Annotated in this window: 30 protein-coding genes and 2 pseudogenes; 14 read left to right on the forward strand and 18 right to left on the reverse strand. The window is 63.3% G+C overall.

Going from position 1 to position 26,523, the window contains the following annotated elements; translation table 11 throughout:
• The first annotated feature begins 47 nt into the window (after positions 1 to 47).
• The 4 genes from NKK47_RS14810 (at position 48) to NKK47_RS14825 (ending at position 3,960) form a co-directional block, all read left to right on the forward strand.
• Positions 48 to 1,718, forward strand: a complete 1,671-nt coding sequence (locus tag NKK47_RS14810; RefSeq protein ID WP_352577446.1) for a nitrite/sulfite reductase — start codon at positions 48 to 50, stop codon at positions 1,716 to 1,718.
• On the forward strand, positions 1,693 to 2,457 hold the full coding sequence (locus tag NKK47_RS14815; RefSeq protein ID WP_352448339.1) for a phosphoadenylyl-sulfate reductase: 765 nt from the start codon (positions 1,693 to 1,695) through the stop codon (positions 2,455 to 2,457). Before NKK47_RS14810 ends, NKK47_RS14815 begins: the two co-directional genes overlap by 26 nt.
• Positions 2,458 to 2,665: 208 nt before the next feature.
• Positions 2,666 to 3,202 (forward strand): DUF934 domain-containing protein, encoded by a 537-nt coding sequence (locus NKK47_RS14820; protein ID WP_352577447.1) that lies wholly within the window; start codon positions 2,666 to 2,668, stop codon positions 3,200 to 3,202.
• Between the two features lie 137 nt (positions 3,203 to 3,339).
• Entirely contained in the window at positions 3,340 to 3,960 is a 621-nt protein-coding gene (locus tag NKK47_RS14825; RefSeq protein WP_352577448.1) for a DJ-1/PfpI family protein, read from the forward strand.
• A gap of 147 nt (positions 3,961 to 4,107) precedes the next feature.
• On the opposite strand, the gene NKK47_RS14830 is transcribed toward NKK47_RS14825, so the two are convergent.
• Complete coding sequence (locus tag NKK47_RS14830; RefSeq protein WP_352577457.1) at positions 4,108 to 5,130, reverse strand: fatty acid desaturase; 1,023 nt, start codon at positions 5,128 to 5,130, stop codon at positions 4,108 to 4,110.
• Between the two features lie 115 nt (positions 5,131 to 5,245).
• Complete coding sequence (locus NKK47_RS14835; protein ID WP_023675249.1) at positions 5,246 to 5,449, reverse strand: hypothetical protein; 204 nt, start codon at positions 5,447 to 5,449, stop codon at positions 5,246 to 5,248.
• Between the two features lie 236 nt (positions 5,450 to 5,685).
• Here NKK47_RS14835 and grpE point away from each other — a divergent pair, with 236 nt between their 5' ends.
• Positions 5,686 to 6,321 (forward strand): nucleotide exchange factor GrpE, encoded by a 636-nt coding sequence (gene grpE / locus NKK47_RS14840; protein WP_023675250.1) that lies wholly within the window; start codon positions 5,686 to 5,688, stop codon positions 6,319 to 6,321.
• 96 nt (positions 6,322 to 6,417) lie between these two features.
• Here grpE and olsB read toward each other — a convergent pair whose 3' ends face one another.
• The 7 genes from olsB to NKK47_RS14875 form a co-directional block, all read right to left on the reverse strand.
• A complete protein-coding gene (olsB, locus tag NKK47_RS14845) occupies positions 6,418 to 7,293 on the reverse strand; it encodes a l-ornithine N(alpha)-acyltransferase (protein WP_352568317.1) in 876 nt (291 codons plus the stop codon).
• Positions 7,294 to 7,443: 150 nt separating this feature from the next.
• Positions 7,444 to 9,732, reverse strand: coding sequence for a PAS domain-containing hybrid sensor histidine kinase/response regulator (locus tag NKK47_RS14850; protein ID WP_352577449.1), 2,289 nt, complete (start codon positions 9,730 to 9,732; stop codon positions 7,444 to 7,446).
• A gap of 88 nt (positions 9,733 to 9,820) precedes the next feature.
• Positions 9,821 to 10,810, reverse strand: coding sequence for an acrylyl-CoA reductase (NADPH) (gene acuI / locus NKK47_RS14855; protein ID WP_352577450.1), 990 nt, complete (start codon positions 10,808 to 10,810; stop codon positions 9,821 to 9,823).
• 51 nt (positions 10,811 to 10,861) lie between these two features.
• Positions 10,862 to 11,338, reverse strand: coding sequence for a signal peptidase II (gene lspA, locus NKK47_RS14860; protein WP_352577458.1), 477 nt, complete (start codon positions 11,336 to 11,338; stop codon positions 10,862 to 10,864).
• Between the two features lie 26 nt (positions 11,339 to 11,364).
• Positions 11,365 to 12,228: a TrmH family RNA methyltransferase gene (locus NKK47_RS14865; RefSeq protein WP_023675255.1), complete on the reverse strand. Its 864-nt coding sequence runs from the start codon at positions 12,226 to 12,228 to the stop codon at positions 11,365 to 11,367.
• A complete protein-coding gene (locus NKK47_RS14870; RefSeq protein WP_352453977.1) occupies positions 12,229 to 13,290 on the reverse strand; it encodes an RsmD family RNA methyltransferase in 1,062 nt (353 codons plus the stop codon).
• An 88-nt stretch (positions 13,291 to 13,378) separates the two neighbouring features.
• Positions 13,379 to 13,864, reverse strand: coding sequence for a DUF1772 domain-containing protein (locus NKK47_RS14875; protein WP_352577451.1), 486 nt, complete (start codon positions 13,862 to 13,864; stop codon positions 13,379 to 13,381).
• A gap of 106 nt (positions 13,865 to 13,970) precedes the next feature.
• On the opposite strand from NKK47_RS14875, the pseudogene NKK47_RS14880 reads away from it, so the two are divergent.
• Together NKK47_RS14880 and NKK47_RS14885 are read left to right on the forward strand one after the other, a co-directional pair.
• Positions 13,971 to 14,653 (forward strand): annotated as a pseudogene (locus NKK47_RS14880) (helix-turn-helix transcriptional regulator).
• Positions 14,654 to 14,739: 86 nt separating this feature from the next.
• Positions 14,740 to 15,108: a VOC family protein gene (locus tag NKK47_RS14885; RefSeq protein WP_352568229.1), complete on the forward strand. Its 369-nt coding sequence runs from the start codon at positions 14,740 to 14,742 to the stop codon at positions 15,106 to 15,108.
• A gap of 82 nt (positions 15,109 to 15,190) precedes the next feature.
• On the opposite strand, the gene lhpI is transcribed toward NKK47_RS14885, so the two are convergent.
• From lhpI to sppA, 4 genes are all read right to left on the reverse strand, one after another.
• On the reverse strand, positions 15,191 to 16,159 hold the full coding sequence (lhpI, locus tag NKK47_RS14890) for a bifunctional Delta(1)-pyrroline-2-carboxylate/Delta(1)-piperideine-2-carboxylate reductase (RefSeq protein ID WP_352568228.1): 969 nt from the start codon (positions 16,157 to 16,159) through the stop codon (positions 15,191 to 15,193).
• A 52-nt stretch (positions 16,160 to 16,211) separates the two neighbouring features.
• The gene (locus tag NKK47_RS14895; RefSeq protein ID WP_023675260.1) at positions 16,212 to 16,544 is read right to left on the reverse strand and encodes a LapA family protein; all 333 of its coding nucleotides are present in this window, start codon (positions 16,542 to 16,544) and stop codon (positions 16,212 to 16,214) included.
• A 47-nt stretch (positions 16,545 to 16,591) separates the two neighbouring features.
• A complete protein-coding gene (locus tag NKK47_RS14900; protein WP_023675261.1) occupies positions 16,592 to 16,876 on the reverse strand; it encodes an integration host factor subunit beta in 285 nt (94 codons plus the stop codon).
• Between the two features lie 81 nt (positions 16,877 to 16,957).
• Positions 16,958 to 17,914 (reverse strand): signal peptide peptidase SppA, encoded by a 957-nt coding sequence (gene sppA / locus NKK47_RS14905; RefSeq protein WP_352568227.1) that lies wholly within the window; start codon positions 17,912 to 17,914, stop codon positions 16,958 to 16,960.
• 308 nt (positions 17,915 to 18,222) lie between these two features.
• Between sppA and lptC the strand changes: the two genes are divergently transcribed.
• The 6 genes from lptC to ptsN all read left to right on the forward strand — a co-directional run bounded on the left by lptC (position 18,223) and on the right by ptsN (position 23,464).
• Positions 18,223 to 18,936 (forward strand): LPS export ABC transporter periplasmic protein LptC, encoded by a 714-nt coding sequence (gene lptC / locus NKK47_RS14910; protein WP_352568226.1) that lies wholly within the window; start codon positions 18,223 to 18,225, stop codon positions 18,934 to 18,936.
• A complete protein-coding gene (locus NKK47_RS14915) occupies positions 18,923 to 19,522 on the forward strand; it encodes an LptA/OstA family protein (RefSeq protein ID WP_023675264.1) in 600 nt (199 codons plus the stop codon). Before lptC ends, NKK47_RS14915 begins: the two co-directional genes overlap by 14 nt.
• Positions 19,522 to 20,340, forward strand: a complete 819-nt coding sequence (gene lptB, locus NKK47_RS14920; RefSeq protein ID WP_023675265.1) for an LPS export ABC transporter ATP-binding protein — start codon at positions 19,522 to 19,524, stop codon at positions 20,338 to 20,340. The genes NKK47_RS14915 and lptB overlap by 1 nt, the downstream gene beginning before the upstream one ends.
• Before the next feature lie 197 nt (positions 20,341 to 20,537).
• A complete protein-coding gene (rpoN, locus tag NKK47_RS14925) occupies positions 20,538 to 22,064 on the forward strand; it encodes an RNA polymerase factor sigma-54 (RefSeq protein ID WP_352568225.1) in 1,527 nt (508 codons plus the stop codon).
• A 291-nt stretch (positions 22,065 to 22,355) separates the two neighbouring features.
• Positions 22,356 to 22,940 carry a ribosome hibernation-promoting factor, HPF/YfiA family gene (gene hpf / locus NKK47_RS14930; protein ID WP_023675267.1) on the forward strand — a complete coding sequence of 195 codons (585 nt, stop codon included), beginning with the start codon at positions 22,356 to 22,358 and terminating at the stop codon, positions 22,938 to 22,940.
• A gap of 59 nt (positions 22,941 to 22,999) precedes the next feature.
• Positions 23,000 to 23,464 carry a PTS IIA-like nitrogen regulatory protein PtsN gene (gene ptsN, locus NKK47_RS14935; protein ID WP_023675268.1) on the forward strand — a complete coding sequence of 155 codons (465 nt, stop codon included), beginning with the start codon at positions 23,000 to 23,002 and terminating at the stop codon, positions 23,462 to 23,464.
• A 111-nt stretch (positions 23,465 to 23,575) separates the two neighbouring features.
• Here the strand turns inward: ptsN and NKK47_RS14940 are convergent, their stop codons facing one another.
• Together NKK47_RS14940 and NKK47_RS14945 are read right to left on the reverse strand one after the other, a co-directional pair.
• A complete protein-coding gene (locus tag NKK47_RS14940) occupies positions 23,576 to 23,833 on the reverse strand; it encodes a BQ00720 family protein (RefSeq protein ID WP_023675269.1) in 258 nt (85 codons plus the stop codon).
• Between the two features lie 63 nt (positions 23,834 to 23,896).
• Positions 23,897 to 24,322 (reverse strand): Hsp20 family protein, encoded by a 426-nt coding sequence (locus NKK47_RS14945; protein ID WP_023675270.1) that lies wholly within the window; start codon positions 24,320 to 24,322, stop codon positions 23,897 to 23,899.
• A gap of 144 nt (positions 24,323 to 24,466) precedes the next feature.
• Between NKK47_RS14945 and NKK47_RS14950 the strand changes: the two genes are divergently transcribed.
• Positions 24,467 to 25,408: a nucleoside hydrolase gene (locus tag NKK47_RS14950; RefSeq protein ID WP_352453985.1), complete on the forward strand. Its 942-nt coding sequence runs from the start codon at positions 24,467 to 24,469 to the stop codon at positions 25,406 to 25,408.
• A gap of 9 nt (positions 25,409 to 25,417) precedes the next feature.
• Here the strand turns inward: NKK47_RS14950 and NKK47_RS14955 are convergent, their stop codons facing one another.
• The 3 genes and pseudogenes from NKK47_RS14955 to NKK47_RS14965 all read right to left on the reverse strand — a co-directional run.
• Positions 25,418 to 25,777: a hypothetical protein gene (locus tag NKK47_RS14955; protein ID WP_352577452.1), complete on the reverse strand. Its 360-nt coding sequence runs from the start codon at positions 25,775 to 25,777 to the stop codon at positions 25,418 to 25,420.
• 3 nt (positions 25,778 to 25,780) lie between these two features.
• Entirely contained in the window at positions 25,781 to 26,149 is a 369-nt protein-coding gene (locus NKK47_RS14960; protein ID WP_352577453.1) for a hypothetical protein, read from the reverse strand.
• A 52-nt stretch (positions 26,150 to 26,201) separates the two neighbouring features.
• Positions 26,202 to 26,444: pseudogene (locus tag NKK47_RS14965) on the reverse strand (LysE family translocator); the annotation flags it as partial.
• Positions 26,445 to 26,523 lie beyond the last annotated feature (79 nt).

Genomic DNA, 26,523 nt, shown 5'->3' on the forward strand with positions numbered 1-26,523 from the left:
CTCGAACGAAGAAAATAACGGGCGGACGCGCCCGGAAAGACCTGAATATGTACCGTTACGATGAGTTTGACCACGATTTCGTCAAGGCCCGCGTCGCCGAGTTCAGCGACCAGGTCGCTCGGCGCCTTGCCGGCGAGATCACCGAGGACCAGTTCCGGCCGCTGCGGCTGATGAACGGCGTCTATCTGCAACTGCATGCCTATATGCTGCGCATCGCGGTGCCCTACGGCACGCTGAACAGCAAGCAGCTGCGTATGCTTGGCCACATCGCCCGCAAATACGACAAGGGTTACGGCCATTTCACGACGCGCCAGAACATCCAGTTCAACTGGCCGGCGCTGTCGGACATCCCGGCGATCCTGGCCGATCTGGCAAGCGTCGAGATGCACGCCATCCAGACCAGCGGCAACTGCATCCGCAACGTCACCGCCGACCACTTCGCCGGCGCCGCCGCTGACGAGGTTGCCGATCCGCGCCCCTATGCCGAAATCCTGCGGCAATGGTCCTCGGTGCATCCGGAGTTCTTGTTCCTGCCGCGAAAATTCAAGATCGCGGTGACCGGCGCCGAGCGCGACCGCGCCGCCATCCAGACGCACGACATCGGCCTGCACCTGAAGAAGAACGCCGCCGGCGAGCTTGGTTTCGCCGTCTATGTCGGCGGCGGCCAGGGCCGCACGCCAATGGTGGCCAAGAAGATCCGCGACTTCCTGCCCGAAGCGGATCTGTTGTCCTACTGCACGGCGATCCTGCGCGTTTACAACCTCTACGGCCGTCGCGACAACAAGTTCAAGGCGCGCATCAAGATCCTGGTCCATGAGACCGGCGTCGAGGAGATCACCCGCCAGGTCGAGGCCGAATGGCAGGAGTTGAAGGACGCCGAGCTGAGGCTGCCGGAAGAAGACATCCGCGCCATCGACGCCTACTTCGCGCCGCCGGCGCTTGTCGACCGGCCGGAAGGCGATGAGGCGGTCAAGCTTGCCCGCCTCGACTCCAAGAGCTTTTCCGAATGGCTGGACCAGAATGTGGTCACCCATCGCCATCCCGACTACGCGGCGGTGACCATCTCGCTCAAGGGCATCGGCGAGACGCCGGGCGATGCCTCCGACAGCCAGATGGAAGCGGTCGCCGACATTGCCGAAAAATATTCATTCGACGAGCTGCGCGTCAGTCACGAGCAGAACCTGATCCTGCCGCATGTCGCGCGGGCCGACCTCAAGGCGGTCTATGACGCGCTTGTCGATATCGGGCTGGCGACGGCCAATTCCAACCTGATCAGCGACATCATCTCCTGCCCCGGCCTCGACTATTGCGCGCTGGCAACGGCGCGTTCCATTCCCGTGGCGCAGGAAATCTCGCGGCGCTTCGCCTCACTGGAGCGCCAGCGCGAGATCGGCGAATTGAAGCTGAAGATTTCCGGCTGCATCAATGCCTGCGGCCATCACCACGTCGGCCATATCGGCATCCTCGGCGTCGAGAAGAAAGGCGCCGAACTCTACCAGGTGACGCTCGGCGGCTCGGCCGACGAGAACACCTCGGTCGGCGAGATCATCGGCCGCGGCTTCAGCTCGGAAGAGATCACCGACGCCATCGAGCAGATCGTCGAGACCTATCTCGGGCTTCGGCTGGACAGAAACGAAAGATTCATCGACGCCTACCGCCGTGTCGGTCCCGCGCCGTTCAAGGAGGCGCTCTATGCTGGCGAAGCCAAGGCCGCTTGACCGGATCGTCGACGTCGAGGCCGGCATCGCCGCCCAAGCGGCGGGTCTCGACGCGCTCTACGGCCATCTGAAGCCGCTGGAGATCATCGAGCGGTCGACCCGGGAGTTCTTTCACGGCGAAATCGCCGCCGTCTCGTCCTTCGGCGCGGATTCGGCGGTGCTGCTGCACATGATCGCCGAGATCGACCGGACGCTGCCGGTGATCTTTCTCGACACCGGCAAGCATTTCGAGGAGACGCTCGGCTATCGTGACGCGCTGGCCGCCGATTTCGGGCTGAGCGATATCCGGGTGATCAGGCCCGACGATGCGGCGCTGGCAAGGATCGACCCGACCGGCAATCTGAACGAGACCGATACCGACGCCTGCTGCGACGTGCGCAAGGTCGAGCCGCTGGCGCGCGGCGTCGAGCCGTTCCGCGCCTGGTTCACCGGCCGCAAGCGCTTCCAGGCGGCGACCCGGGCAGCGCTGCCGGTGTTCGAGGCGGTCGGCTCGCGCATCCGCATCAATCCGCTGGCGCACTGGACGACATCGGACCAGGCCGGCTACATGCGCGCACATGCGCTGCGTGAAAACCCGCTGGTCGCCTATGGCTATCTGTCGATCGGCTGCTTCCCATGCACGCAGCCGGTGCAGCCGGGCGACGACGCGCGCAGCGGCCGCTGGGCCGGGCACGCCAAGACCGAATGCGGCATCCACTTGTCGGGGCTGGAAAGGTCGCTGACCGACGCCTCGCTTTAGGGTATGTTGATATTCAGCCGGCCTGCAAACGGCGGCTTCCTGCGCTTCCGGCGCTCACGTACCCAAAGTACGCTCCGCTCCGGTTGTCGGAAGCCACCCAGTTTGGTCGCTTCGCGCCCGCCGTCGGCTTCGGCTCGGCCTGACTGAATCTCGACACACCCTGGGGTGTTTTGAATTTGAGAATATTGTGGACTTGGGAATTTTCTTGATGAGCGACTTGATAGCCGAAAACGCCATGCGGCTGTGGACACCGGATGGGTTCCGCGAGGACGAGTGGGTTCATGCCGAAAGCGCCGAGGCGCTGGTCGGCAATGGCCGTTTCATCCTGCCGTTGCAGGCGTTTCTCGGCCTCGATCCGGAGGTGCGGCGGTCGGCGAAGGAGCGCATCGGTGTGCTGCTGCAGCCCGGCGATCAGCTCGAAAAGATCGCAGGCCTGCTCGATCAGCTGTCGCTGGTGGCGCTGGCGTTTCCGGCGTTCAATGACGGCCGCTCGTTCTCCAAGGGCGAATTGCTGCGCAGCCGTTATCATTTTGCAGGCGCTATGCGCGCCACCGGGCAGGTGCTGATTGATCAGCTGCCGCATATGCTGCGCCTCGGCTTCGACGAATTCGAGATCTCGCACCCGGTGCTGCTGAAGCGGCTCGAGGAAGGTCGTACCGGCGGACTGCCGCTGTCCTACCAGCCGGCGGTGAAGCCGGAGGCCAAAGGCCCGAAATATTCGTGGCGGCGGGTGCGCGCCGGCTGATCTGCTCCAGGGGACCAGAAGCCCTATCTGGTCGGACCACATTCCCGATTCAGCCTTTTATTTTGCGCCTCTCCGCCTTAGGATAGGCCCATTATTTCGCGATCCGAATAAATGTGGCCACAAGGGAGGAACCGGGTATGGCTGGCAAGAAGATATTGATGCTCGTTGGCGAGTTCAGCGAGGAGTACGAGATTTTCGTCTTTGAACAGGCCATGCATGCGGTGGGCCACACCGTCCATGTCGTTTGCCCCGACAAGAAGGCCGGCGATATCCTGAAGACCTCGCTGCACGACTTCGAGGGCCACCAGACCTATACGGAAAAGCTCGGCCACGACTACATCCTCAACAAGACGTTTTCCGAGGTCAATCCGGCCGACTACGATGCCGTCTACGCGGCGGGCGGGCGCGGGCCGGAATATATCCGCATCGACAAGCGCGTGCAGGCGCTGGTGCGGCATTTCCATGAGACGGGAAAACCGATCTTCACCATCTGCCACGGCGTGCAGATCCTGATCGCGGTCGACGGCGTGGTGCGCGGCCGCGAAGTCGCGGCGCTGCAATATTGCGAGCCGGAAGTCACGCTGGCCGGCGGCATCTATATCGATGTTGCGCCGACCGGCGCCCATGTCGACGGCAATCTGGTGTCGGCCAAGGGCTGGCCGGGCCTTGCCGCGTTCATGCGCGAATGCCTGACAGTGCTGGGCACCGAGATCCGCCAGGGCGAGATCCTGATGCGCGACCAGCGCCAGGCGGCTTAAGCTCGGAATGTGGAGCCCGCCGCACCCCTAACGCATGTCGCGCAAAAGTGTTCAGCGGTTTTGCGATAACGGCATGCGTAAACAACAACCTAAAGCGCGTCGCATGAGGCCGGTCGAGCGCGACGCGCTTTAGATGCGGCGGTGCGTCTACACGGCCATCCGCGCTTCGCGGAACGATACCAGCTTGCTGCGGCTCTCGTCCCACAGCGCCAGCTTGACGCAGCGCAGGCTGTCGAGGAGTGTGACGCGGCCGATCTCACGCAGCTCCGGATAGTCCCTCAGCACTTCCGGAAGCCGGTAGCATGGCACCTTGGCCGAGAGGTGGTGCACGTGGTGGACGCCGATATTGCCGGTGATCCAGTTCAGCACCGGCGGCAGGTCGTAATAGGACGAACCGTGCAGGGCAGCGTGCTGGAATTCCCACTCGGAGTCCTTTGTCCACTCCGTCTCTTCGAACTGATGCTGGACATAGAACAGCCAGATGCCGGCCGATCCGGCGAGGAAGACGATCGGCAAATGCACGACCAGAAACGCGCCGGGGCCAACGAACCAGATGAGCAGAGCGGCTATGACCGTGATGGCTAGGTTGGTGGACATCGACGACACCCAGGGGGTGAGGCCGCCCCGCATCATGCCCAAGGGCAGTCTCTGCTCGAAAATGAAGATCCATATCGGGCCAAGGCCAAACATCACCAGCGGATGGCGATAGAGGCGATAGGCGAGCCGGCCCCGCCATGACAGTTGCCGGTATTCGGCGACGGTCAGTGTCTTGATGTCGCCAGTGCCGCGCTCGTCGAGGTTGCCGGCGCTGGCGTGATGGGTTGCGTGGGCGCGGCGCCAGCAATCGTAGGGCGTCAGCGTCAGCACGCCAAGCACGCGGCCGATCCAGTCGTCGGCATAGCGATTGGCAAAGAAGGAGCCGTGGCCGCAATCGTGCTGGATCATGAAGATCCGCACCAGAAAGCCGGCGGCCGGAAGGATGAGGACCAGACCCCACCAATGGCCATAGGCATAAGCGGCCGAGGACAATCCCCACAGCGTGGCGAAAGGAATGAGGGTGATGGCGAGTTCGACGGCGCTGCGACGCCTGTCGGGCTTTTTATAGCGCGACAGGATTTTCAACCAGGCGCGCTTGCTGTTTGCCACAGCTTCGGGGGAAATCATGTTCATCATGAAACATAGGCGGAGCAGGGCGCTGCCGCAAGGCGGCGATCACGCAAAGTTACTGCGGGTAAATGTCGCGCGATGGCGAGGAATTGGTGGCCGCAGTCGCCGGCAACGGCGCCTACCGACGGCGCCCGCCTGCGACCACCTTGGCTTCTACGCCGTCCAGGCGGTCGAGCAATTCCTTCAGACGGTCGGGAATATCGGACTCCGTGCGGAAGGCCGGCAAGGTGCGCAGAAAGCGCTTGGTCGCCTCGGTGCCGAGCTGGCGCCGGATATCGGCGGCGAGCCCGTCGCGTTTTTCGCCATTCCTGCGGGGCATCATCCAAAATCCTGTGTCGGCTTCGAAACTCTTCCAAGGGAGGAATGGTTCCCGCATTGTAGTATGCTGGCAAGCAAAGCCGTCGGGTACGGTAAAGTTTGAATTAAAATCGAAAGGTCTGCGCCGTCCGCCATCAAGCCGCGGCAGCGGCTGCAGTAGCGCTTGCCCCTTGATTTTTGGCCGCTAAACCTCGATATCGGGCGCAAATCCACACCATTCGAAAATGACGGGAAACGGCGATGAGCGACCAGGCAAAAGACGAACGCGCGCCCGATGAAGCCGAGAAGACCGAGGCTGCCGCGGAGCCAAGGGAAGGCGGCGTCGACGGCGACTATGAAGCGCTTGTGCGGCTTCTGAAGGAAAACGAAGAGCTGAAGGATCGCGCGCTGCGCGTCGCGGCCGACATGGAGAACTTGCGTCGCCGCACCGCCCGCGACGTCCACGATGCGCGCGCCTATGCGGTTGCCAATTTTGCCCGCGACATGCTTTCGGTGTCAGACAATCTGCGCCGTGCGCTGGATGCCATCCCGGAGGAGGCCAAGGCTTCGGGCGATGCCGGCTTCAAGGCGCTGATCGACGGCGTCGAGATCACCGAGCGCGCCATGCTGTCGGCGCTGGAACGCCACGGCGTGAAGAAGCTCGAGCCCGAGGGCGAGAAATTCGATCCGAATTTTCACCAGGCGATGTTCGAGGTGCCCAATCCCGACGTACCGGCCAACACGGTCGTGCAGGTCGTGCAGCCCGGCTATTCGATCGGCGAGCGTGTTCTGCGGCCGGCCATGGTCGGCGTCGCCAAGGGCGGCCCCAAGCATGTCGCAAGCGAAGCGCCGGTGGAGCCGGGGCCGGTCAACGAGCAGGCTGAGAAAGATGCGTGAATGGTGAATGGTGAATAGTGAATGGTTAGTAGTGAATGGTGAGTAGTGAGTAGCCAATTGCTGCTCCAGCAGTCAGTGCTATTCACTATTCACTACTCAGGCCGCAAACCGCTGCGCTTCTCCGCCATAATAATTGACGTAGCGGGCGCCGATCTCCTTGACCGGCATCACCACGAACACGTCGACCGTCGAGAATTCACGGTCGATGACGCAACCGTCGCCAATGCGCGCGCCGACGCGCAGATAGCCCTTGACCAGTGGCGGCATCGCGGCGATCGCCGCCTTGGTATTGACCGCCTCGATCGGCATCAGATCCATGGAACAATAGCGCCCGGCGACGGCACGCACGTCCCAGGATGAATTCGTCCGGCAGTGGTGGGCAAGATAGGTCAGCGCCTCTGCATGTGCCGCCGGCACGGTGCCGTGGAACGACGCGCAGCCGGTCATCACGCCGATGCCGTAATGATTGATATAGGCCCAGATGCCTTGCCACAGCGCCTCGATGGTGCGCTTCGAGCGGTATTCCGGCAGAACGCAGGAGCGGCCGAGCTCGAGGAAGCGCTGGCCGGGATGCCGCGCGATCAGCTTGGTCAGTTCGAATTCACCTTCGGAATAGAAGCCTCCGGCGGCCGCGGCAATCTCCTGCCGCAGCAGGCGGTAGGTGCCGACGATGCGGCGATGCTCGGGGCCGGAAAGCGAAGTATCGAAGACCAGCAGATGGTCGCAGAGGGGATCGAAGCGGTCGGCATCGCGGCGGTCCTGCATCTGGAACAGGTCCTTCCTGGCACCAAGCTCGTCGTAGAACACCCGGTAGCGCACTTCCTGCGCGGCAGCGATCTCGGGCTCGTTGCGGGCGAGCCGCACTTCGAGATTGCCGATGCGGCCGAGCGATGCGCCTTTTATGACGGCATCGGCGTTCCGGCCGACGAGCAAAGGCCCGCTGGCGTTCGGCCGAGCATCACATTCCGGCATGACTGTATGCACGAGTGATTCTCCTTCGAGCCATCCCTCTTGGCACGGGGATACGGTGTAGGTGCAACAGGATTGTGACAGTACCGTGATACGGCTCTGCGGGCAATACTTTCGTCGGCTGGGTAATCTATCAACCGTCTATGTTGTGCCTCAGGCGGCCGCTTGCCCTTCGACCGCATGAACCAGGGCATCGGGGTCGAGCGGCTTGGTGACGAAGCCGCTGGCACCGTGAGCGAGCACGGCGTGGCGGGTCTTTTCCTGGCTGTCGGCCGACAGCACCATGATCGGCACCGGCGGCACCGCGGTCTCCTCCTCATGGCGGCGGATGGCGGCGATGGCGTCCAGACCGTCCATGACAGGCATGTGCAAGTCCATCAGCACCACGTCGTAGCGGTGCTTGTGGCCGGTGCTGATGACCGCCTCGACCGCGGCCTTGCCGTTGCCGACCACTTTCACGCGATGCCCGGCCTTCAGCAGCGTGGCGCGGGCCAGCATGGCGTTGATGTCGTTGTCCTCGGCGATCAGCACCGACAGGCCCTGCTGGCGGGCGCCAATGGCGTGCCCCGCCTGCGCGCCGCGCCTTTGCAGTTGCGGCTCGGCGATGACCGGTGCATGGCTGGTCAAAAGCACGCGCAGCAGTGTCTCGCCGCGCACCGGCCTCGCCAGGAAGGTGGCGTAACCGTTGGCACGGAACTCGCCAAGCATGCCGCGGTCGGTCGGCGCGATCAGCGTCACTGCCTCGCAATCGGCAAATCCGCTCTGGCGCAGGCGCCTGAGCAGCCTGCCGTCGCTTTGCTCCATGGCAGCATCGATCAGAAGCACGTCACAGCCCTCGGCGAAAGCGGTGGCCTGGGCGGCGGCGGTGGCCAGATCGACCGTGCCGCCATTGGCGCGAATGGTGCGGGCGAGGGCTTCGGCCTCGACCAGGTTCTTCGATACGATCACCGCATGCCGGCCCGACAGCGCGTCCTGGCGGATCTGCGGCGCCTCGACGGCGGAAATAGCGGGAATCTCGAAGACGAATTCGGACCCCTGGCCAAGCCGGCTCGACACAGAGATAGTGCCGCCCATGGCGATCACCAGGCGTTTGGAAATGGCGAGACCGAGGCCGGCACCGCTATGCGCACGGGTCGAGGTGCCGTCAGCCTGTTCGAAGTCCTCGAATATGCGCTCCATGTCCTCCTCGCGCAGACCGGGGCCGGTGTCGGTGATGGTGAAGCAGATGCGGTCGGTGGTTTCGGTGCGGACGCGGGCGATGCTTGCCAGGACGCCGCCGCTGTCGGTGAACTTGACGGCGTTGCCGATGAGATTGAGCAGCACCTGCCTGACCCTGCCGGGGTCGGCGGTGATCAGCTGCGGCACGTCGGGTTCGACATGGCAGCCGAGGCCGATATCCTTGGCAAAAGCCCGCGCCGCCAAAAGCTCGATGACATTGTCGGCGATCTCGCGCACCGACATCGGCTGCGGTTCGGGATCGAAGCGGCCGGCCTCGATCTTGGAGTAGTCGAGCAGGTCCTCGATCAGCGCCAGCAGCGCGCTGGCCGAGGTCGAGATGGCGCCGACATAGGTCCGCTGCTCGGGCGAAAGGCTGGTGTCGGCGAGAAGCCGGGCCATGCCCATGATGCCGTTCATCGGCGTGCGGATCTCGTGGCTGACGGTGGCGAGGAAGCGCGATTTGGCCTGGCTCGCATATTCGGCCCGCTCGCGGGCGGTGATCAGCGAGGATTCGGCGCGCTTGCGAGCGGTGATGTCGCGGGCGATGGCGCGATGCGAAACGGCGCCGCTGTCCTTGTCGCGCACCGACAGCTCGATCCAAGAGAACCAGCGTGGGCCGTCCGGCGTGCGAATGGCGACGTCGGTGGAACTCAGGCATTCATGGTCGGAAAACGCGGCGTCGGGGACGATGCCGACATCGATGCCTAGTTCGGCCAGGGTCTTGCCGGCAAGCTCGCGCTGGTCGGTTTCGACAAGGTCGGCGAAAACCTTGTTGGCGTAGACAATGTGGCCGTCGCGGTCACGATGGACGACGAGATCGCCGAGTGCATCGATCAGCCCGCGAAAGCGCTCCTCGCTCTCCTGCATCTCCCACATGCGGTCGGCCAGCGTCTCGATTTCGGCGCGGCTGCGGGCGGTCGTGGCATCGAGCAGGGCCACCGCGCGGCGCTCGGTGCGCCTGTTGCGCAGATGCATGGCGAGCCCGGCGATGGCTGTCGCCAAAAGGCCGATGGTGATGAAGATCGGCGCCCCGGTCAGATGCGAAAAGCCTGCCAGCACGACGATGGCGACGAGCGTCAGGAAGGGCAGGCCTTCGCGGTTGGAGGCCGGCAGTTCCGGCGCCAGCGGTGGCGCGGCGACAAGCTGCCGTCCTGGCGCCGCGGGGGCCGTCCCGTCGGCCCGTTCGGCTGGTTCCGCCTCTCTGATGCCGGGTTCCGCAATCATACGGAAATCCTGCCAGACAGAGCTTATCGAAGGTTGTGGTTGATCGCTCGAATTTTAGCGGTCGCGCTCTTTTTTATCCCTTGGGGGCTCACATATCCACCACCACGCGGCCGCGGATCTTACCCTCGACGATGTCATGCGCGGCGCCGATGATGCCGTCGAAGCCGATGCTCGTCGACAGGCTGGCAAGCTTTGCGTGGTCAAGATCGGCGCCGATGCGGCGCCAGGCCTCGAGGCGGACCGCCTTCGGCGCCATCACCGAATCGATGCCGAGCAGCGAGACGCCGCGCAGGATGAAGGGGGCGACGCTTGCCGGCAGGTCCATGCCGCCGGCGAGGCCGCAAGCGGCGACGGCGCCGCCATAGGAGGTCATCGACAGAACGTTGGCTAGCGTGTGACTGCCGACCGCATCGACGCCGCCGGCCCAGCGTTCCTTGGCGAGCGGTTTTGCCGGCTGGGTGAGCTCGTCGCGTGAAATCACTTCCGCGGCGCCGAGGTCGATCAGATAGGGGCTTTCGGCAGCGCGGCCGGTCGAGGCGATGACGTGATAGCCGAGGCTGGACAGGATCGAGACCGCGACCGAGCCGACGCCACCGGCAGCGCCGGTCACCACCACCGGGCCGCGATCGGGCACGATGCCGTGGCGCTCCAGCGCGATGACGCAAAGCATGGCGGTGTAGCCGGCGGTGCCGACCGCCATCGCATCATGCGGGCTCATGCCGTCCGGCAACGGCACCAGCCAGTCGCCCTTGACGCGGGCGCGCCCTGCAAAGGCGCCGAAATGCGTCTCACCGACGCCCCAGCCGTTCAATATGACCTTGTCACCTTCGCGCCAGTCGGGATTGGAAGACGAGATGACGGTGCCGGCGAAATCGATGCCCGGCACCAGCGGCCAGCGGCGGATTATCGGCGCCTTGCCGGTAATTGCAAGACCGTCCTTGTAGTTCACCGTCGTCGCCTCGACCGCGACGGTGACGTCGCCCTCCATCAGGTCTGCCTCGGTAAGCTCGGTCACCGCGACTGACTGGTTTTTCTCGGCGTCACGCGAAACGAGGATGGCTTTGAAGGTTTCGGGCATTTTTTCTCCTCGGGCTTGCAGATCAGAATGTGCGGCGCCAGGCGAGTGAGGTCAATCGCTCGACGCTCCGCGCCGCCAGCCAATGAGTTCGTCGAAGACGACCAGCACCGCACCAACCGAAATGAAGGCGTCGGCGAGGTTGAAGACGGCGAAGGACCAGACCGGCGTATGGAACAGGACATAGTCGATGACATGACCGTAGATTGCGCGATCGATCAGGTTGCCGAGCGCGCCGCCGACGATCAGTGCGAAGCCGATGCGGGCAAGCAGGTGGCCGGGCGGCGTGCGGGCCGCAAGATAGAGCACGAAAGCGACCACCAGAACCGCGACGACCACCAGGCCGGTGTCGCCGAAGGACGAAAACAGCGAGAACGCGATGCCGGTGTTGTAGGTGCGGTACAGCGCCAGGAACGGAAGCAGGTCGAGCCGTTCCTGAAAGGCAAGACCGGTTTCGACTAGGTATTTCACCCACTGGTCGAGCGCTATCGCGGCGACGACCAGAAGAGCATACGGCCTCCAGGACTTCATGGTTTGCAGTTTCACGGTTTGAGATGTCACGATCTGGCGTCCTCCGGGCCGAGCTTCAGCGCGCCGCGCCGGATCTCGAACAGCATGACGCCGGTGGCCACCGCAAGGTTGAGCGAATCGGCGCGGCCGGCCTGCGGTATCCGCAGCAGTTTATCGCAGCTTGCGGCAAGCTCGTCAGGCAGGCCTTGCTGCTCGTTACCCATCATCAAAAGCACCGGGCCTTTTGAAAAATCGACCGAGCGGTAGTCGACCGCACCCTTCAGATGGGTGCCGGCGACGAGGCCGGGAAAGCTCGTTCGCCAGGCGAGAAAAGCTTCGGGCGACGCCTTGGCGACCGGCACGGCGAAAATCGAGCCCATGGTGGCGCGCACCGTTTCGACCGAAAAGGGATCGGTGGTCTCGCCGACCAAGATGACGCCCCTGGCCCCGACAGCGTCGACCGTGCGGATGACGGTGCCGAGATTGCCGGGGTCGCGGACGCGGTCGAGCGCCACCCAGACGTCGCCGTCACGGGCGCGGATGTCCTTCAACGGCAGGAATTTCTGCGAGAACACGCCGACGACCATTTGCGGATTGTCGCGGCGGGTGATGGCGACCAGCACTTTTTCCGAAACTTCAAGGACGGTGCCGCCGGCAGCGACCGTGCGCGCCGCGATCTTTTCAACCGCCGTATTGCCACGTCCGGCCTTGGCGAAGACCAATGTCCTGATCGACCAGCCGAGATCGAGCGCGTCGATGACCAGCTTCAGGCCTTCGGCCATGAAGGCATTCTGCTGGTCACGGAATTTCTTCAGCGCGAGCGCCTTGATGTCCTTGACCAGCGGGTTGGCGAGGCTGGTGACTTCCTTCACCTGCCCTGGCGCGCCCGCGTGCCGTTCGTACGCACTCATTCAGGCCACCCAGCGTGAGAACAGCGAGGTCGAAAGCGCCCGACCGGCAGATTTCTCGCGGATGATCAATTCACCCGACTCGACCGTGCCGCCCATGCCGGCGAAGGTGTCGCGCATCAGGGCATGGATGGCGAAAAAAGAGGCGCGGATCGAATAGGCGGTCAGTACCACGGCGAGCGGCTTCGGCGTCAGGATCGCGCGGCAGATATCGGTCAGCGCCGGCAGGTCCTCGAACAGCTGCCAGACCTCGCCTTTCGGTCCGCGGCCATAGGCGGGCGGGTCGAACAGGATGATGTCGTAGCGGCTGCCGCGGCGCTCCTCGCGTTCGGCGAATTTCACGGCATCGTCGACGATCCAGCGGATCGGCTTTTGCGACAAGCCCGCCATTTCTTGGTTTTCGCGCGCCCAGCCGATCGCCTTCTTGGAAGCATCGACGTGGGTGACCTCGGCGCCGGCGCGCGCCGCCACCAAGGAGGCAAGGCCGGTGTAACCGAACAGGTTCAACACCTTCACCGGCCGTTTTGCCGCCGCGATCAGTCCGGCCATGTGGTCCCAGTGCGAGGCCTGCTCGGGAAAGACGCCGACATGGCGAAACGAAGTGAAGCGGCCGAGATAATCTATGCCGTCATGCTTCATCGGCCAGGTCTCGCCGAGCGGCGTCTTGGGGAAGCGCCAGCGGCCGATGCCTTCCTCGTCGGTATCGCCGGTGAAAATGGCGTCGGCGCGCTCCCAGTCCCTGGCCGGCAAAGCCTTTTGCCAGATCGCCTGGCCCTCCGGCCGAACGATGCGGTAGGGGCCGTATTGCTCGAGTTTTTCTCCGGCGCCGCTGTCGAGCAGCGCGTAGTCCTGATTGGGGCCGACCTCGAGGATCAGCGGCAGATGTTCGGCAGGCAGCGCGCCATCGCGGCGGGATAGAGGGCGCGGCGCGGCTTTCGGCTCGGACCGGTCCTGCAGTTTAGGCTCCGAACCGGCGGTCAGGCCGGCGTCGCGCCGTCGCGGCTGCTCCGCCCCGCCCTTCGCGGGCGGGCGGCTGTCGCGGCGTTTGTCGCGAAAAGGTTTCAAGAAGGCGCATCTCCGGACGGCGGCTCGCCGCTTCTGCCACAGCACATTGACCGGCGCAACAAAAGGGCTGCCGACGTGTGCAACCGGATCAGCCGCGCCTGATCGACAGCAGGCCGACTGCGAGCGTTATGAAACCAACGGCCTTGAAGCCGGTGACGACCATATGGCCGGTTTCCCAGCTGCTCCGGATACTTTCGAAATTGTCCGGGATCGGTCCAGGCACCCAGGTGGCCAGGACATCGTTTGCCGGTTTGACCAGGGTAAACCACGCCACGAGGGCCATCAGATAAAGCACGATGGCGGCCAAAATCCACCAGAATGCCGGGCGGTCGCTGCGCAGCATCCAGGCGAGAAGCCCCGGACAGGCGATCGCGGCCACGTCCAGCGGTGCGCCGACAATCGCGAAGAATTGGAACTGAGCGTTGAAGACAGTGGTTTCACGCCAGAGCGAAGGCGGCCAACTGGTCAGCCGCGGCACCGATTCCAGCACATGGGCGAAGGATGGTCCGAGGCTGAGCGCAGCGACGATGGCGGTCAAAACCGACCAGAACAACAGCAACCCGCGTATATCCATAATGGCCAGACAACGGCGTCAGGGCGCAGACGTTCCCGTCCGCCACCATGTCGCTTGCCGCCGAAAGTGCTGGGGCTCTATCGTGATTGAAACTAGGTCATGATTCATGTCCCGTGCTGAACGCCTGCTCGACCTGATCCAGATCCTGCGCCGGCATCGCCGGCCGGTCAGCGGCCGAGCCTTGCGGGCGAAATGGGTGTGTCGATCCGCACGCTCTATCGCGATATCGCCACGCTGCAGGGGCAGGGCGCGCCGATCGAGGGCGAGGCGGGGTTGGGTTACGTGCTCAGGCCCGGTTTCATGCTGCCGCCCTTGATGTTCACCGATGAGGAGATCGAGGCGATCGTGCTCGGTTCGCGCTGGGTGGCCAAGCAGCCGGACTGGCGGCTTGCGAACGCCGCCACCGACGCGCTGGCCAAGATCGCCGCGGTGCTGCCGGACGATTTGCGCGAAGAGCTCGACGCCTCGACGCTGTTGGTCGGGTCGCGCACCGAGGTCACCGAAGGCATCGATCTCGGCGTGGTGCGGCAGGCCATCCGCGAGGAGCGCAAGCTGAGCTTTGTCTATCGCGACGCCGGCGGCGCTGCCTCCGAGCGCACCGTCTGGCCGTTCGCACTCGGCTTCTTCGACAAGGTGCGCGTCGTCGCGGCCTGGTGCGAGATGCGCCAGGATTTCAGGCACTTTCGCGCCGACCGGATATCCGGCCTCAATGCCACCGAGATGCGCTATCCGCGTCGCCGTCAGGTGCTGCTCAAAGAATGGCGGGCGACGCTCGACACGCCAAGCTAAGGCTGCTGCTCAGTTGAGACTGCTGCCAGAATCTGGCAGTGGCGTACGGTATGCTCCTCCAGTCGAAACCATCTGGAGAGCAATTCATGACACCGCCCAATTTCGTCATCCTCTTTGTCGACAAGCCTGAGCAAAGCGGCGCCTTCTACAGCGCGCTGCTTGGGCGGCAGCCGGTCGAGACCTCGCCGACCTTCGTGCTGTTCGTGCTCGACAACGGCTTCAAGCTCGGCCTCTGGTCGCGTCACACCGTGGAACCGGCCGCCGCGGCAGCAGGCGGTGGCGCCGAGATCGTCTTTGCGCTGGACACGCCGGGTGCCGTCGACGCCACCCATGCCGAGTGGGCCGGCCGCGGGCTGAAAATTCTGCAGACGCCGACCGACATGGATTTCGGCCGCACCTTCGTCGCGCTTGATCCCGACAGCCACCGGCTGCGGGTTTATTGGCAAAGGCAGTAGGGCAGTAGGGCAGTAGGCGAGAGCAAAGTAGCACTAGGCGCGGCGCCGCACGATTAGCACGGTTTCCTACTGCCCTACTGCCCTACTGCCCTACACTTGCCCGATACACGGCAATGCCGGCGGCGAGGTCCTCGAGGGCCGCGCCGACCGACTTGAACAGCGTGATGTCATCGTCGTTCTGCCGGCCTTTTTTCTGGCCGCGCGCCAGTTCATAGAGATCGGCGACGATGGCTTCCGGCTTCAGAACGCCGGAGGCCAGCGGCTGGACGATATCGCCTGCCTCCTTGGTGGCGCCGGCGCGGGTGTCGACATAGACCCGGGCGCGTGCAATCGCGTCGTCGTCGCTTTCGCGCATCGCCGGCGTGAAGCCGCCAACCAGATCGACATGGGCGCCGGGATTCAAGAGTGCGCCCTTGATCAGTGGCATGGTGGTGATGGTCGCCGACGACACGATATCGGCCTTTCCGAGTTCGGCGTCGAGATCGCCTGCTGCTTCGGCCGCAAAACCCTCGGCACGCAATCTTGCCGCGACCTTTTCGGCGTTGGCCGGCGTGCGGTTCCAGATGCGGATGTTCTTGATCGGACGTACCGCCGAATGCGCCTTTGCAAGGAACGGCGACAGCGCGCCGGCGCCCACTATCAGCAGCCGCGATGCGTCCGCGCGGGCCAGATAGGAGGCGGCCAGCGCCGACGCACAGGCCGTGCGCCACTGTGTCAGCCGCTGGCCATCGATCAAGGCCTGAGGCTCGCCGGTGGCGCCGTCGAGCAACAGGTAAAGCCCCATCACCGCGGGCTTGCCGACGGCATTGTTGTCGGGCGACACGGTGACGATCTTGACGCCGATATGGCCATCGGCCGAGGTGCCGGCTGCGTTGAAGTCGGTCCAGGCCGGCATCAAAAGCAGCGTCGAGGCGGCGCCATCGGGCCGCTCAACCGTGTGATGGTGCCTGACCGGCTGCACGGCGCCATCGCGAAAAGCGGCGCGCAACGTCTCGACCAGCCCGGAAAAGGTCAGCGCGCGGTCGACCTCGGCGGCGGAAATGGTCAGCATGAAAGGCTCCGTGGAGAACTAGGCCGGTTGTGCTTCAGGCCCGAGCCGCGGCTCAGTTCGTCGGCTTCGGCAAGGCTGGGCCCTGCGACGCGGTGGGCGCGCGGCTGACCGCCTGGCGCAGGTTCTCTGCCTCGGCGCCGCGCTGGCGCGCCAGCTTGCGGTAGCGGCCCTGCTTGGTCCAGGTCGCCAGGCTGCCGACGATCATGCCGATGGCCAGCGCCAGGAATAGGAAAATGAAGAGCGGCATGGTCAGCGTCAGCGCCGGATTGCCGGGGTTGAACGGATCGAGCGTGAAGGCGACCGGTTCGCGGTTGGCGACGGCCAACGCAATCAGGATGACGGCCAGCGGCACGAAAACCACGATGAGGAGAAAGCGATTGAACATGTTTTTCCGTTCGGAAGAAAAGGCGGGAGCGGTGGCGGGCGCCGCGCCTATTTGCCTCCGTTCAGCCTTTCACGCAATTCCTTGCCGGTCTTGAAGAACGGTACCCATTTCTCCTCGACCTCTACGGATTCGCCGGTGCGCGGGTTGCGGCCGGTACGGGCAGGGCGGTTTTTCACCGAAAACGCGCCGAAGCCGCGCAACTCGACCCGGTTGCCCTCGGCAAGCGCGTCGGTGATTTCATCGAAGATGGCGCTGACAATGTTTTCGACGTCGCGCAGGAAAAGATGCGGATTACGCGTGGCGATGATCTGCACAAGTTCGGATTTGATCATGAAAAGGCTCCCCGTAAAAGCAGTGCCGCCGAAATTATCAGAATGATTTTATTTGGTTTTTCACTCGTCCCAAGCGGTTCCTCAAGGGTGCCAGACGGAAACGAGACCGTCAAGAAACAAGCGGTCCGCTCCAATTTCGTGAAGGACGTCGCCGCCATGGCCGGGCAGGCCAAGCGCAGCACCGACGGTCTGCGCCATCGCCTTGGAGAACAGGAAACCACCACGTTTTTCCGTGTCCTTCCATTCCACCACCTTGAGCTTGGCATCGACACCCTTGCCTGCAAGCCAGTCGATTGCTTCGGCCTCGCCGCCGACCGCGTCGATCAATCTGTTGGTGACCGCCTGCCGGCCGGTGAAGATCGACCCGTCTGCGAGCGCCAGCGCCTCCGGCTTGGTCATGTTGCGGCGCTCGGCGACGATGCCGACGAACCAGTCGTAGCTGTCGAGGATGAGCTTGCGGACCATGGCGCGCTCATCGTCATTGGTCGGCTTGAAGGGAGAAGGCGAGGCCTTCAAGGGCGAGGATTTCACCTCCTCCAGCTTGACTCCGAGCTTGTCCATGAGGCCGCTGACGTCCGGGTACTGGATCAGCACGCCGATCGAGCCGACGATCGAGGATTTGCGTGCGACAATATGGTCGGCCGCGGTGGCGATCATATAGCCCGCCGAAGCCGCGAGCGTGCCGACCTCGGCCACCACCGGCTTGTCGGCGGCGAGCTTGCGCACTGCCTCATAGATCGACTCGCCACCGACGGTGGTGCCGCCGGGTGAATCGATCGACAGGATCACAGCCTTGACGCGCGGCGACTGACGGATTGCCTCCAGCCGCTTGATCAGTTCTTCGTCTTCGGTGATGGTACCTTCGATCTTGACCTTGGCGATGTGGTCGACAGCCGCGCCGGTGAAGTCGTCACCATAGATCCATGCCGAGAAGGCGATCAGTCCGGCTGCTGCGACGATAATCGCCGCAACACGCCAGAATGTCAGCTTGCGGCGCAAGCGGCGGCGGTCGATCAGGTCGTCGGCTCTCAATGCCATGGTCAGCCTCGTAGTCGGTGGGAGCAGATGCTTTTAAAGCAACCATTCGCGCCCGGCTACCGTTTCCTGACGGCCTTGCGCCAAAGGCCGTCTTAGGCATTCGCGGCAAGCCTCAACCTGTCACGTTCTACAGGCTCTAACACTGTGCGCCCATATCTGGTATGAGGTACAGGCTGCGCTGGGGCCATTTTCATTGTACAGGGGCGGCTGTCACATTTTTGCGGTTTTCCTCGGCTTGTGCTTGCTTGAGGGCGCCGGCACCCCACCTATAGGGCGGCCTGGCGGGCAGGGGTTTAGAAGAAGCAGTCATGTTAGCGGGACCAATCGAACCGACCAACACCGAGACGGAGTTGGCTCCCAAGGCCGCAGGCCGGGCGCGGGTCGACGCGTTTGACGTTGCGCAGCGTCATTCGCGCCGGGTCCGTATCCTCAAGCTGGCCGTGCCGCTGGTCGCTGCCGTGATTGCGGTCGCGTTTCCGGTCTATTCCTATCTCATGGCTCCCGCTGCAATCGAGGTGCAGGCCGACGGCGGCGCCTTTGCCGATGGCAAGCTGGTGATGGCCAATCCCAAGCTCAACGGCTTCACCAAGCAGGACCTGCCCTATTCGATGACGGCCCTGCGCGCCATACAGGACGTCAGCAAACAGGGCATCATCGATCTGGAAGGCATCAAGGCCAAGCTGCCGATTGCGGCCGACAACACGGCCGCCATCAACGCCACGCACGGCACCTACGATCGCGACGGCAACACGCTCAGCCTGACCAGCGATGTGACCGTGTCGACGACGGATGGTGTGGTGGCAAAATTCAAATCAGTCTATCTCGACATGGGCGAAGGCACTATGAAGACAAGCGAGCCCGTCGATGTCAGCCGCGGCGGGTCGCGGATCAGGGCGGATTCGATGTCGGTCCAGGACAATGGCAAGGTCCTGGTTTTCGAGAACAAGGTGCGCGTCGACATCGATCCCGCCAGTTTGAAGGCGGCAGAGGCAAAGAGCGGAGAGACCAATGCGGTTCAGTAGTTCGGCACGGCGCCTCGCCGCGATTTCGGCGTTGCTAACCTTGGGGCTGACCTTGGGGACGGCGCCGTCGCTGGCGCAGTCCAAGGCCACCAGCCAAATGTCCGGCCTCAGGCTGTCGGGCGACAAGCCGATCCAGATCGAAAGCGACAAGCTCGAGGTGCGCCAAGCGGAAAGCGTTGCCGTCTTCACCGGCAACGTCAACGTCGTCCAGGGTCCAACTGTGCTCAAGGCCGGCAAAATGACGGTCTATTACGTCAGGGATGCAGGCGCCGCCAAAAGCGCCCAGCCGGCGGGTGCCGCGGCAATGACCGGATCCGCCAACATCGACCATCTCGAGGTCGACGATAAGGTCTACATCAAATCGGACAATCAGGTTGCCACCGGCGACCGCGGCACTTTCGACATGAAGACCGAAGTGCTGGTGCTTTCGGGCAGCAAGGTCGTGCTCTCGCAAGGCGACAACGTGCTTGTCGGCTGCAAGCTCACTGTGCAGATGAAGAGCGGCCTTGCCCAGGTCGACGCCTGCGGCGGCCGCGTCATGATGTCGATCACGCCGCCGGCGAAGTCTGGAGCAGCGAAACCCTGATGACCGGCATATCGTCGCTGCTGGCGCGTCTTCCAGGGCGCGCCGCCAGCCAACTTGCGGCACCGGCCAGGGTCACCGTCGAAGCGGCAAAGTTCAAGGGAACCTTGATCGCCAAGGGGCTGACCAAAAGCTACAAGGGCCGCAAAGTCGTCAGCGGCGTGACGCTGGGCGTGCGCGCCGGCGAGGCGGTTGGGCTGCTCGGCCCCAACGGCGCCGGCAAGACGACCTGTTTCTACATGGTAACCGGCCTGGTGCCGGTCGATGAAGGCACGATCGAAATCGACGGTTTCGACGTCACGTCGATGCCGATGTATCGCCGCGCCCGTCTCGGCATCGGCTATCTGCCGCAGGAAGCCTCGATTTTTCGCGGCCTGAATGTCGAGCAAAACATCCGGGCCGTGCTCGAAGTGGTCGAAAAGAGCCGCAAGGAGCGTGAGCGCCTGCTCGACGAATTGCTCGAGGAATTTCACATCAGCCATCTGCGCAAGGCTCCGTCGCTGTCGCTCTCCGGCGGTGAGCGGCGACGCCTCGAAATTGCCCGCGCCTTGGCAACCCGCCCCGCCTACATGTTGCTCGACGAACCTTTCGCCGGCATCGATCCGATCGCCGTCGCCGACATCCAGCAGCTCGTGCGCCACTTGACGGCACGTGGCATCGGCGTTCTGATCACCGACCACAATGTCCGCGAGACACTTGGCCTGATCGACCGCGCCTACATCATCCATGCCGGCCAGGTGCTGACCCATGGTCGAGCCGACGAAGTGGTCGCAAATGCCGATGTGCGGCGGCTTTATCTCGGCGAGGGATTTACGCTCTAAGTGCGAAATTCCGGCTCGAGCGGGATTTCCGGCGTAGTCCAGCAGCTTTTTCTTCAATTTTCTGCCTGAAAACGCTCCGACAGGCGAGTTTTACCGCTCCTCGCCTTGACAAGCAAAAGCCGGGCCAGTTTCTATGCTGGCCTGGAAAATTCCTTCCAGCAGTGCGGGTGCGTAGACGGAGCGTTTGAAACCGAACCATGGCGTTGGCGGCAAAACTACAGCTACGACAGTCGCAGTCGCTGGTGATGACGCCGCAGCTGATGCAGTCGATCCGCCTGCTGCAGTTCACCCATCTCGAGCTGGAACGCTTCATCGACGACGAGATCGAACGCAATCCCCTGCTGGAACGCGCCGAACCGCAGGAGGACGCCGCCAGCGACCAGGCGCAGAAGGGCGACGCCGCATCGGAACCGGCTGCCGACGGCGACTGGTTCGAGGCGGAAACGGCGTGGAGCGCCGAGGCGATCTCGGAAAAGCTCGATACGTCGCTGGAAAACCTGTTTCCTGACGATCCTGGTACGAGCGAGCGGCTCGGGCCCGACCTGACGGCACAATGGAAATCGGCGTCCGGCAACGGTTCCACCTCTTCCTCCGACGGCTTCGACGTCGCGGATATGGCGGCGGCGGCCATCACGCTGCGCGACCATGTCGGCGAGCAGGTGGCGCTCGCCTTTGCTGATCCGGCGGCGTGCCTGATCGCCGGCGAGCTTGCCGACGGCCTCGACGAGGCCGGCTACATGCGTGCCGACATGGCCGAGATCGCCGCCCGCCTCGGCACGGACGCCACGGCGATGGCACCGGTCCTGGCGGTCTGCCAGACATTTGAGCCAGCCGGCATATTCGCCCGCGACCTCGCCGAATGCCTGTTGCTGCAGCTGGCCGTGCGCGACCGGCTCGATCCGGCGATGAAGGTGCTGATCGCCAATCTCGAACTCCTGGCACGGCGCGATTTCCAGACGCTGAAGCGGATTTGCGGCGTCGACGAGGAGGATCTGCTCGACATGCTGGCCGAGATCCGGGCGCTCGACCCGCGGCCTGGAATGGCGTTTTCGCGCGGTGCCAGCGATGCGATCGTGGCCGACGTCGAGGTGCGTGCAGCCAATGACGGCAGCTGGACGGTCGAGCTCAATGCCGAGACGCTGCCGCGCGTGCTGGTCGATCACATCTATTTCGCCCAGGTCACGCCACATGCGAAAAACCAGGCGGAAAAGGATTTCCTTGCCGAATGCCTGCAGAACGCCAACTGGCTCACGCGCAGCCTCGACCAGCGGGCGAAGACCATTCTCAAGGTGGCCTCTGAGATCGTGCGCCAGCAGGACGCTTTTCTCGTCCACGGCGTGCGGCACCTGAAGCCGCTCAACCTGCGCACGGTGGCGGACGCCATCGGCATGCACGAATCAACGGTCAGCCGGGTCACGGCAAACAAATACATGCTGACGCCGCGCGGTGTGTTCGAGCTGCGCTATTTCTTCACCGCCTCGATCGCTTCGTCAGGTGGCGGCGATGCGCATTCGTCGGAAGCGGTGCGCGACCGCATAAAGCAGCTGATCGACGAGGAGAAAGCCATCGATGTGCTTTCCGACGATGCCATCGTGGACATGCTGCGGGAAAGCGGCGTCGACATCGCCAGGCGCACGGTGGCCAAATACCGGGAAGGCATGAACATACCCTCTTCGGTGCAGCGGCGGCGCGAAAAACGCGCTTTGGCCAGCGCCGGCCGTTGATCTCCGGCGGAATTTCCACAGCTTTCGCCCTTCATTGACAAGCGGCGACGAAGTGGCTAGAAGCCCGCCCGCATGAGACGGGCTGGCGAGTGGATTTGAGTTCGCCGATGCCCGCACGAGAGATGGTCCGTCACGACGTAGGCCACGGGACGGCCAAGAAGGCGGCTTGTGATCAACCGGAAAGTTCGGATCTAAAATCGGCGCAAGTGACGCCGCAAAAGCTTGTGCGCGCGGACCACGAGTATAAACTCGGGACAGTTTGAAGCCTGAGCAAGGAAGGTCAGTTTTCAGATGACACTGCGCATATCGGGAAAACACATGGATATCGGCGATGCGTTCCGTACGCGCATCAACGACCGTGTCGGGGAAGTGATCGGGAAATATTTCGATCGGGGCTTTTCAGGGCAAATCGTAGTCGTCAAATCGGGGTCGCGCTACACGGCCGATTGCATGATCCGGCTGGACTCCGGTGCTTCGCTGCAGGCGACCGGCGATGCCCAGGATCCAACGCTTGCCTTCGATACTGCGGCAGACCGTCTGGAAACGCGCCTCAGGCGCTACAAGCGCCGGCTGAAGTCGCACAATTCAGGCAATAGCAACGGCGAGCTCACCGACGTCGCCTATACGGTGATGGCGCCGCTTGCCGACGACGAGGAGGACATACCGGAGAATTTCGCGCCGGCCATCGTCGCCGAATCGACTATGACGCTGCGGACCATGTCGGTGGCGTCAGCGGTGATCGAACTCGACACCAAGGACAGCCCGGTCCTGGTCTTCCGCAATGCCGGAAATGACCATCTCAACATCGTCTATCGCCGGCCGGACGGGAATATCGGCTGGATCGACCCGTCCACGGCCAAGGTCGCGCAGGGGTAAAGACCAGCCGCACGCGAGCGTGGGGACTGGCGACGGCAGGCGAACAAGGGATTTCAAGCATGGATCTGAGCGATCTCGTCAGCGTTCCGGCAATCATGCCGGCGTTGAAGGCGAACTCCAAAAAGCAGCTGCTGCAATTGCTGTCCGAAAGGGCGGCGGCAATTTCCGGCATTCCGGAGCGAGAGGTGTTCGACACCATCCTGCAACGCGAGCGGCTCGGCTCCACCGGCGTCGGCAACGGCATCGCCATTCCGCACGGCAAGCTGGCTGGGGTGAAGCGGATCGCCGGCGTTTTTGCCCGGCTGGAGACACCGGTGGACTTCGAGGCCCTCGATGATCAGCCGGTCGACCTGGTGTTTCTGCTTTTGGCTCCCGAAGGTGCCGGCGCCGACCACCTCAAGGCGCTGTCGCGCATCGCGCGGGTGCTGCGCGACGCCGACACGGTTGCCAAGATCAGGGGCACGCGCGACGCCGTGGCCATCCATGCGCTGCTGTCGGACACGCAGGCCTCGCACGCCGCTTGAGGTTTTGATTAAATCCTTTGAAGGGCCGCCGTGAGCGGCCCTGTCCGTTTCCAGCCAGATCGCTGCGCCGTATTTGTCAGTCGATGGCGCCAATGTTGGTGGATAGCGACGTTAGTGGATAGCGACCGGGGTCAGATCGTTTTCCAGCGCGCCAGCCAGTGCCCGGTCGCGAGCGTCCGAAAGCAGGATCGGCTGGCCATTAGCGGCAAACAGGGCCCACAGTTCCAGACCCGGCGCGATTTCGCCGAGGCCCGGGAAACGGCCGCGCAGATCGTCGCTCGACACTTTCCTGAGATAGGCGACCGAACCTTCGCCGAGATGGGCGAATTCGCCGCTGGTCATGATGATATTCTCGTTAGTTCTGGTCATTTCAAGCCTCCTTGCCGCGAGACGCCGCTCAAGGCCATCCCGCATGAGAGCTATCGGCAAAAATCAGTCTTTCACCGATATGTTTATTTTTCGTACCAGCCGTTCGGATTCCGGCCGATCGAGATCGATCGACAGAAGGCCGTTCTTCAATTCCGCCGCAATCACCCGCATGCCGTCGGCCAGCACGAAACAGCGCTGGAACTGGCGCGCGGCGATGCCGCGGTGGAGAAATTCGCGCTCGGTGTCGTCGTTCTGACGGCCGCGCACGACCAACTGGTTCTCCTCCGTTGTGACATCGAGATCGCTTTCCGCGAAACCGGCGACGGCGAGCGTGATACGCAGCCTTTCGGTTTTGCCGTCGGCACCGCTGAGGCGCTCGATGTTGTAGGGAGGATAGCTGTCACCGGACTTTGCCAAGCGCTCCAGCGTCTTTTCCATGGAATCGAAACCGAGGAGAAGCGGGCTGGAAAAAGGCGTCATTCGGCTCATGTTACAGTGTCCTCTCAAGAGCGACATAAAGTGGAAAAACCCGGATGGCATTTTTCCCGATGGTCTTGATATGGTCCGCCGCCCGGCAGACTTCAAGCCGTCACACGTCCCGCCCAAAAAGACTTGCCAAAACAAGGAATTGAAATGCCCCAATCCCGCAGGATCATCATCGACACTGACCCCGGCCAGGACGATGCCGTCGCCATATTGCTGGCGCTCGGCAGCGCCGAGCTGGAGATCGTAGGCATCACCGCGGTGGCCGGCAACGTGCCGTTGAAACTTACCGAAAAAAACGCCCGCAAGATCTGCGAGCTGGCCGGCCGGCCGGACGTCAAGGTCTATGCAGGCGCCATCCGGCCGCTGGCGCGCGAACTGGTCACCGCCGAGGAAGTGCATGGCAAGACCGGCCTCAACGGGCCGCAACTGCCCGAACCAAAGATGAAACTGCAGGAAGAGTATGCGGTCGATTTCATAGTCGAGACACTGATGAGGGAGGAGAGCGGCACGATCACGCTTTGCGCGCTCGGGCCGCTCACCAACATTGCGTTGGCGCTGATCCGCGAGCCGAAAATCGCGCCGCGCATCAAGGAAATCGTGCTGATGGGCGGCGGCTTCTTCGAGGGCGGCAACGTCACGCCGACCGCCGAGTTCAACATCTATGTCGATCCGCATGCCGCCGATGTCGTGTTCAAATCCGGCATTCCGATCGTGATGATGCCGCTGGACGTCACCCACAAGGCGCTGACCACCGCCAAGCGTACGAAGGCCTTCCGTAAGCTCGGCACCAGGGTCGGCACGGCCACCGCGGACATGCTGGAATTCTTCGAACGTTTCGACGAGGAGAAATACGGTACCGACGGCGGCCCGCTGCACGATCCTTGCGTCATCGCGTATCTGCTGAAGCCGAAGCTGTTCAAGGGTCGCAACTGCAATGTCAGCGTGGAAACCGCCTCGGAGCTCACCATGGGCATGACGGTGATCGACTGGTGGGGGGTGACCAAGCGGCCGAAGAACGCCATGGTGATGCGCGACATCGATCATGATGCGTTTTTCGCGCTGTTGCTGGAAAGGCTGGGGCGGCTTTAGCGCCGTCTTTCATTCCCGAAGCAGACGATACGTTTCGGTGTCGTTCATGCGACGCTGTCGCTCGATCAAAACTTGCGAGCCGATGGCGCGCGGCGCGCGCGGGTCGCCATACACGAACACCAGGAGGTTACTTTCTTCGAGACGGATTCCATAGAGATAGCGGAATCCGTCACCGACCGCCCCTTCAGCATTGAGGACGTTAACCACCGTGCCTGTCACGCGCTCCACATCGACGATGGGGCTGCTCCGCCTTGCAATCAGTGCACCGATTGCCAAAATGCAGACGCCCACCACAAGGCTGGTGATAATGACGCCCCGGAGGTTTTCCCGCAGTATCAACAAGGTGAAGGCCAGCCGCGCTCTTGCCATGGTTCAACTTGCAAACCGGTAAAAGACGAAGCCATTGTCGCGCGTGACGCGCTCGATGCCAACGCGCGAGCCGATCAGATGCGGGAGGTCGTCGTAAACGAGGACCGTCGAACCGTTCTCAAGGACCAGCAGATATTGGATATTGCGCCCTTTACCCTGTCCACTTTTGATCGTTGCATCGACCGGGTCGACCGACCGGATCGGACTTGCGTCATTCGCCCATTTGTTCAGAGCCGACGGAACCATCGCCGCGAACAAAGCGATGGACAGGATCACGCCAAACGCGTTCCTTTTCAAATCCGCGTAAGTCCACGGCATAGACATGAATCCCCAACTGTTGATCCATGTGGTGGCCTGAAGGCCGACTTTCAATCGGCCTTCCTATTCCAGGATGTTGCTGTTGGCGTCGCCGGGCTCGCGGCCGTTACTTCGCCTTGGAACAGGCCAGCCACAGGCCGCCGCCGACCAGGAAGCTGCCGCTGATCCTCGACAAGAGCTTGACGCGGCCGGCCGACAGCAGACGCCCGGCGCGGCCGGCGGCCAGCGCGTAGGTCGAATCCGAGACGGCGGCGAAGATCATCGCGGTGAGACCCATGACGCCGATCTGTAACGCGTAATTGCCTTCAGGCGCGATGAACTGCGGAAAGAAGGCGCCGAAGAACACTAGAGCGTCGGACGTTCAGTTTGAATCGCGAGGGATTCCAGTGAGGCGTGGTTCATGATTCACTTCCTGTAGGAGGTGATTT

Source organism: Mesorhizobium sp. M0019, assembly GCF_040323975.1.
In the GTDB taxonomy this organism is placed as follows: Bacteria; Pseudomonadota; Alphaproteobacteria; order Rhizobiales; family Rhizobiaceae; genus Mesorhizobium.